At 55.0% G+C, this 2,500-nt stretch carries 1 tRNA gene and 2 rRNA genes (1 of these 3 cut by a window edge); all 3 read left to right on the top strand.

Annotated elements, in window-relative coordinates:
- A 23S ribosomal RNA gene (locus CN933_RS31100) occupies positions 1-1,912 on the top strand (it extends 951 nt beyond the left edge of the window).
- Positions 1,913-2,154: 242 nt separating this feature from the next.
- A 5S ribosomal RNA gene (rrf, locus tag CN933_RS31095) occupies positions 2,155-2,269 on the top strand.
- Between the two features lie 96 nt (positions 2,270-2,365).
- Positions 2,366-2,442, top strand: a tRNA-Met gene (locus CN933_RS31090).
- Positions 2,443-2,500 lie beyond the last annotated feature (58 nt).

Below are 2,500 nucleotides of genomic sequence, written 5' to 3'. Positions count from 1 at the left end.
TCGGGGGTAGAGCACTGGATGGGCTATGGGGACTCACCGTCTTACTGATCCTAACCAAACTCCGAATACCGAGGAGTACTAGTCGGCAGACACACGGCGGGTGCTAACGTCCGTCGTGAAAAGGGCAACAACCCTGACCTCCAGCTAAGGTCCCCAAGTCATGGCTAAGTGGGAAAGGATGTGAGGATCCCAAAACAACCAGGATGTTGGCTTAGAAGCAGCCATCATTTAAAGAAAGCGTAACAGCTCACTGGTCTAAATAAGGGTCTTTGCGCCGAAAATGTAACGGGGCTGAAGCCATGCACCGAAGCTGAGGCTTATACACTTAGGTGTATAGGGGTAGCGGAGCGTTCCGTAAGCCAGTGAAGGGATACCCGTGAGGGATCCTGGAGGTATCGGAAGTGCGAATGTTGACATGAGTAACGATAAAGAGGGTGAGAGACCCTCTCGCCGAAAGACCAAGGGTTCCTGCTTAAAGTTAATCTGAGCAGGGTTAGCCGGCCCCTAAGACGAGGCGGACACGCGTAGTCGATGGGAACCACGTTAATATTCGTGGGCCTGGTGGTAGTGACGGATTGCTCAACTTGTCCGGACTTATTGGATTGTCCGGGCGGGGACGCGGTTCCAGGAAATAGCTCCACCGTATAGACCGTACCCGAAACCGACACAGGTGGTCAGGTAGAGTATACCAAGGCGCTTGAGAGAACTATGTTGAAGGAACTCGGCAAATTGCACGCGTAACTTCGGAAGAAGCGTGACCCTTTTCTACGCAAGTAGGATGGGGTGGCACAGACCAGGGGGTAGCGACTGTTTATCAAAAACACAGGGCTCTGCGAAGTCGCAAGACGACGTATAGGGTCTGACGCCTGCCCGGTGCTGGAAGGTTAAGAGGAGGGGTGCAAGCTCTGAATCGAAGCCCCAGTAAACGGCGGCCGTAACTATAACGGTCCTAAGGTAGCGAAATTCCTTGTCGGGTAAGTTCCGACCTGCACGAATGGCGTAACGACTTCCCCGCTGTCTCCAACATAGACTCAGTGAAATTGAATTCCCCGTGAAGATGCGGGGTTCCTGCGGTCAGACGGAAAGACCCCGTGCACCTTTACTATAGCTTTACACTGGCATTCGTGTCGGCATGTGTAGGATAGGTGGTAGGCTTTGAAGCGGGGACGCCAGTTCTCGTGGAGCCATCCTTGAAATACCACCCTTATCGTCATGGATGTCTAACCGCGGTCCGTCATCCGGATCCGGGACAGTGTATGGTGGGTAGTTTGACTGGGGCGGTCGCCTCCGAAAGAGTAACGGAGGCGCGCGATGGTGGGCTCAGAGCGGTCGGAAATCGCTCGTCGAGTGCAATGGCATAAGCCCGCCTGACTGCGAGACTGACAAGTCGAGCAGAGACGAAAGTCGGTCATAGTGATCCGGTGGTCCCGCGTGGAAGGGCCATCGCTCAACGGATAAAAGGTACGCCGGGGATAACAGGCTGATGACCCCCAAGAGTCCATATCGACGGGGTTGTTTGGCACCTCGATGTCGGCTCATCGCATCCTGGGGCTGGAGCAGGTCCCAAGGGTTTGGCTGTTCGCCAATTAAAGCGGTACGTGAGCTGGGTTCAGAACGTCGTGAGACAGTTCGGTCCCTATCTGCCGTGGGTGTAGGAATATTGACAGGATCTGTCCCTAGTACGAGAGGACCGGGATGGACATATCTCTGGTGGACCTGTTGTCCTGCCAAGGGCATAGCAGGGTAGCTATATATGGAAGGGATAACCGCTGAAGGCATCTAAGCGGGAAACCCACCTGAAAACGAGTATTCCCTTGAGAACCGTGGAAGACGACCACGTTGATAGGCCGGGTGTGGAAGTGCGGCAACGCATGAAGCTTACCGGTACTAATCGTTCGATCGGCTTGATCGTTCCCATTGCTTATGCTCATCAAAGATGAGCATCATTCTTCTGTCCTCACGCTGCCGCGATCGCAAGATCGCTGCGCTGCGGACGGCGCGCCGGACAACCGGCGGCTCGGCTCTGCCGGCTGCTGGAATGATCCGGACAAGAAAAAAAGACGTGTTCAAAAGAAGTCGAGCGTTAAACCGCCCGCTTCACCAGCTTCTCAATTCGGTTTGCGCCCTTAAGGCGCAAATCTTGCGCTTTGCCGACCTGGTGGTTCTGGCGGGGTGGCTGCACCCGTTCCCATTCCGAACACGGCCGTGAAACGCCCCAGCGCCGATGGTACTTCGTCTTAAGACGCGGGAGAGTAGGTCGCTGCCAGGTCTGCAAATCGCAAGAGAAACAAACCGATCATCTTCTCTCACACGGCCGAAACAAACCGGCCAACAAACCGACCTTTGCTACGCAAAACTCGGATAACGCGGGGTGGAGCAGCCCGGTAGCTCGTCAGGCTCATAACCTGAAGGCCGCAGGTTCAAATCCTGCCCCCGCAACCAAACACATACACATGCACGTACACACGAAAAGGCCCGCATCAGCGGGCCTTTTTGCGTT

It is taken from the genome of Sinorhizobium sp. M4_45 (genome assembly GCF_002885915.1).
GTDB classification, from domain to species: Bacteria; Pseudomonadota; Alphaproteobacteria; order Rhizobiales; family Rhizobiaceae; genus Sinorhizobium; species Sinorhizobium meliloti_A.
This window is presented reverse-complemented; position numbering and strand designations above follow the sequence as displayed.